Annotated in this window: 4 protein-coding genes; all 4 read right to left on the reverse strand. The window is 31.3% G+C overall.

Translation table 11 applies throughout. The annotated features are described in order from the left end of the window. A partial coding sequence (locus tag MR593_RS13565) for a response regulator transcription factor (RefSeq protein ID WP_290690861.1) occupies positions 1-163 on the reverse strand: 163 nt, incomplete at its 3' end. Between the two features lie 251 nt (positions 164-414). After that, entirely contained in the window at positions 415-2,919 is a 2,505-nt protein-coding gene (locus MR593_RS06065; RefSeq protein ID WP_290690854.1) for a heavy metal translocating P-type ATPase, read from the reverse strand. A gap of 150 nt (positions 2,920-3,069) precedes the next feature. Further along, positions 3,070-3,534, reverse strand: coding sequence for a hypothetical protein (locus MR593_RS06070; RefSeq protein WP_290690857.1), 465 nt, complete (start codon positions 3,532-3,534; stop codon positions 3,070-3,072). Positions 3,535-3,545: 11 nt separating this feature from the next. Next, a complete protein-coding gene (locus tag MR593_RS06075; RefSeq protein WP_290690859.1) occupies positions 3,546-4,079 on the reverse strand; it encodes a PadR family transcriptional regulator in 534 nt (177 codons plus the stop codon). Positions 4,080-4,218 lie beyond the last annotated feature (139 nt).

Here is a 4,218-nt window from a genome sequence, read left to right on the forward strand (position 1 = left end):
TAACATCCAAAAGAATTAAATCGTAATCGTTTTCTTTATACATTTGAATTCCCTCTAAACCATCTCCCGCACAATTTATCTCATAACCATTTGAGGTCAAAAATTGTTTTAATAACTGCTGAGTTTTATAGTCATCTTCTATTATCAATATATACGCTTCCATTTTCAACCTCCATTATAATTTAGCCATTTCAAACCAAAAAAATACCATATTTTTATAATATACTTTTATTATAAAAATACTCAAATTTATCTTTAAAATTATTATAACACAATATGATTTCTAATATCTCAATATTTTGTTTTATTTTATTGTATTTTTTTTTAATTTATTAAATCAGAAATGCAAAAAAGCCAGATAAATATATCCTTTATATTAGATATATCCCTCTAGCTTTTTAATTATATTTTATTCTAATTATATGGTTTAAAATTTCTAAGTCTCAATGCATTTGATACTACTGACACAGAGCTTAAGCTCATCGCTGCAGCTGATATCATAGGATTTAGAAGAGGTCCTCCAAATATATGTAAAACTCCTGCTGCAATCGGTATTCCTATTGTATTGTATCCAAACGCCCAGAATAAGTTTTGCTTGATATTTCTTATAGTATCCTTGCTAAGCTTAATAGCTGTCGGAACATCCATCAAGTCATTTTTCATAAGTACTATATCTGCTGATTCTATAGCTACATCTGTACCGCTTCCTATAGCCATACCTATGTCTGCCGCTGCAAGAGCTGGTGCATCATTTATACCATCTCCTACCATAGCTACGAAGTTGCCTTCAGCTTGTAGTTTTTTGACTTCTTTTGATTTATCCTCTGGAAGTACTTCTGCTAGGACTATATCTATTCCAACTTGGTCGGCTATTGCACTTGCAGTGTTTTTGTTATCACCTGTGACCATAGCTACTTTTATGCCCAGGTTGTGTAAAAGATCTATCGCTTTTTTACTGCTTTCTTTCACGACATCTGCCACTGCAATTATTCCTGCTAATTCATTATCTATAGATATAAACATAGGTGTTTTACCCTGCTTAGATAGCTCTTCGTATTTATTTTCTACAATGTCTAGAGATATATTTAAATCCTCCATCATCTTTACATTACCAAGATTTATATTTTTACCATCTATAACTGCATTTATACCTTTTCCTGTAACTGAATTAAATTTATCGACATTTAGTAAATCGATTTTATTTTCTTCTGAATATCTGACTATAGCTTCACCTAATGGATGCTCAGAGCCTTTTTCAGCTGATGCTGCTAATTTAACTATATAATCTTCAGTATTATCTAAAAAAGTAATTATATCTGTCACCTTTGGCTTACCTTCTGTTATTGTTCCAGTTTTATCAAATATCACAGTATTTACTTTATGGGCAAGCTCTAAAGCAACACTGCTCTTTATAAGTATTCCGTTTTCGGCACCTTTACCAGTTCCTACCATAATAGCTGTAGGTGTTGCTAGTCCTAGTGCACAAGGGCAAGCGATGACTAATACTGATATGAATATTGTAAGTACAAAAGTCGTATTTTGTTTGCCTACAAATGCCCAAAGTAGTGCTGCAATTATCGCAATAGTTATAACTGCAGGTACAAAATACCCCGCTACGGTATCAGCAAGCTTGGCAATTGGAGCTTTTGTTCCCTGTGCATCTTCTACAAGCTTTATTATTTGAGCTAGAGCAGTATCTTTTCCTACTTTTGTAGCCTCAAATCTAATTAGACCGTTTTTATTTATGCTGGCTCCTGTTACGCTGTCACCGATAGTTTTTTCAACTGGCATACTTTCACCTGTAAGCATTGATTCATCTATTGATGTATGTCCAAATACGATTTTACCATCGACAGGTATTTTTTCTCCTGGCTTTACTACTACTATATCGCCGACTAAAACCTCGTCTATTGAAACTTCTACTTCCTTATCGTCAACTAAAATTACAGCTGTCTTTGGTTGTAGTCCCATTAGCTTTTTGATGGCTTCAGAAGTTTTGCCCTTTGATCTAGATTCTAAGAACTTGCCAAGAAGTATCAAGGCTATTATTATACCGGCGCTTTCAAAGTAAAGTTGGTGATGATGAGACATATGCTCAGCCATTGAAGCACCTGAGTTATTTATTAAATTTATAGTAGTGTATAAGCTGTATATAAACGCTGAAGATGTACCTATTGCAACTAGAGTGTCCATGTTAGGACTTCCATTAAAAAGTGATTTAAACCCATTTATGTAGAATTTATATCCAACTAGCATTATAGGAACTACAAGCACAATTTGTATAAGTGCGTAATTTATTATATGAGTGTCTGGGCTTATGATGTCAGGAAGTGGCCAAGGTCCGATTGGACTTGGAACCATAGGTCCCATAGCTATGTAAAATAGTGGTATCGCAAAGCAGATTGCAGTTATGAACTTTTTAAATAGAGTGTTTTTTTCTCTTTCTTTTCTTTGTTGATCCTCGTCAACTGTCTCTTTGTTTTCTTCAGTTATAGGCTCATATCCTGCCTTTTCGATTGCTTTTGTTATTTGAGATAATCTAACTTTAGATGGATCATAAGAGATTGTCGCCTTTTCTGTCGCTATATTTACGCTTGATTCTTTGACACCATCTAGTTTTTTTGTTACCCTCTCAACTGCCTTTGAACAAGCTGCACAAGTCATGCCGTGAACTGTAAGCTCGATTTTTTTAATGTTTTCTTCTTTTACAAGCTTGTAGCCTGCTTTTTCTATTGCTTTTGACAAAATCTCGTAATTTACTTTGTCTGTTTCGTATTCTACAGTCAGCTTTTCTGTAGCTATATTTACATTTTGATCTATCACTCCGTCGATTTTTCTGACTGCTCTCTCGGCTGCTTTGGCGCAAGCTGCGCACATCATACCTTCGACTTTGTAGGTTTCTTTGATTGTAGCTTCCATAAGATTTCCTCCTCTTTAATTTATCAATTTATATTTTAGAAAATATACTATTTTAAAAATACCCCCTATAGGTATATTAAAACATATCTTTTTAAATTTCAATATTTTCTTGTATATTTTTAGCATAAATTTAAAAGAGTGGAATCTTTATTATTTATTTATGCATAAATTGTTATAAGATATCTTAAAATGTATAATTCCAAACAAAATCATTATCGCTAAAGCTATATAATTACTCATCCATATAGATGCAAAAATAAAATACATAACTGGAAACACAGCTAAAGATATCGGTACAAATAAAAAATTTTCTCCAAGCAAGGATACATCTCTTCCTTTTATAAAATATATAATCCATACTATGTAGTATAAAACTAGAAACAACAAAGCTAAATACAAAAATGGACTTTTAAAATCTAACTCTTTTCTGCTGACTAAAGTGCAGATAACTACTGCATATGCTATTCTACTTATTTGCTCTATAAATTCTAAAATTTTATTTTGACTAGAAGCTTCTTCCTGAATATTTTTAGGTGGAAATAAAAAATACACTATGTTAATAAACATTGGCAACAAAAAAATCACCAAACCATATACTGAAAATTTAAACTCCATAAAATCGCCCCCTATAATTTATCTAAGAAGTCTCTGGCCCATTTTACCTTGACTTCTTCTTGCTTGATACCTAAATCTATAACTTCAATTAAATACTTATGGTTATTATGTACATCTATATATTTTTCTATTTGATCTTTATATGTTTTTAATAAATTAATTTTTTCTTCTCCAGATATTATGTCCTCTTTTAGATTATTTATAATCTCTATTTTATTGTCATCTGTAGCCAAAAAATATTTAAGTGTTTTTTCACTTCTAACAGAATCATCTTCACAATCCGCTTTCATCCACCTATTAAATTCTCTCAGTCCCTCCTCTGTAATAGAGTACTTAAAATTATTTCTCTTTGTAGTGTTTTTTTCATCTTCGTATTTTTTTAATTTTCCTTCTTCTACTAATCTTTTCAGCTCAGGGTATATCTGACCATAGCTTTCATTCCAAAAAAACTTCATTCTGTTTTCAATATTTTTTTTGATTTCATACCCATTCATATCCTCATCTCTGAGTAAACCTAGTAAAACATATCTCGTTCTTTTTTTCATCTTTCTTCCTTTCTATTTGCTTACAGAATCTATTATAAATATATCTAATAGATATATTATCACTAAACGCTTCAAATATCAACTATATATCTAATAGATATATTATTTAAATTTTAAATTATATAACTTAAAAACTTTC

The sequence above is a fragment of the Intestinibacter sp. genome (genome assembly GCF_022780145.1).
Taxonomy (GTDB): domain Bacteria; phylum Bacillota; class Clostridia; order Peptostreptococcales; family Peptostreptococcaceae; genus Intestinibacter.

Coding starts and splice junctions, on each gene's coding strand:
- MR593_RS06065 (WP_290690854.1), bottom strand. CDS start 2,919: ATGGAAGCTACAATCAAAGAAACCTACAAAGTCGAAGGTATGATGTGC.
- MR593_RS06070 (WP_290690857.1), bottom strand. CDS start 3,534: ATGGAGTTTAAATTTTCAGTATATGGTTTGGTGATTTTTTTGTTGCCA.
- MR593_RS06075 (WP_290690859.1), bottom strand. CDS start 4,079: ATGAAAAAAAGAACGAGATATGTTTTACTAGGTTTACTCAGAGATGAG.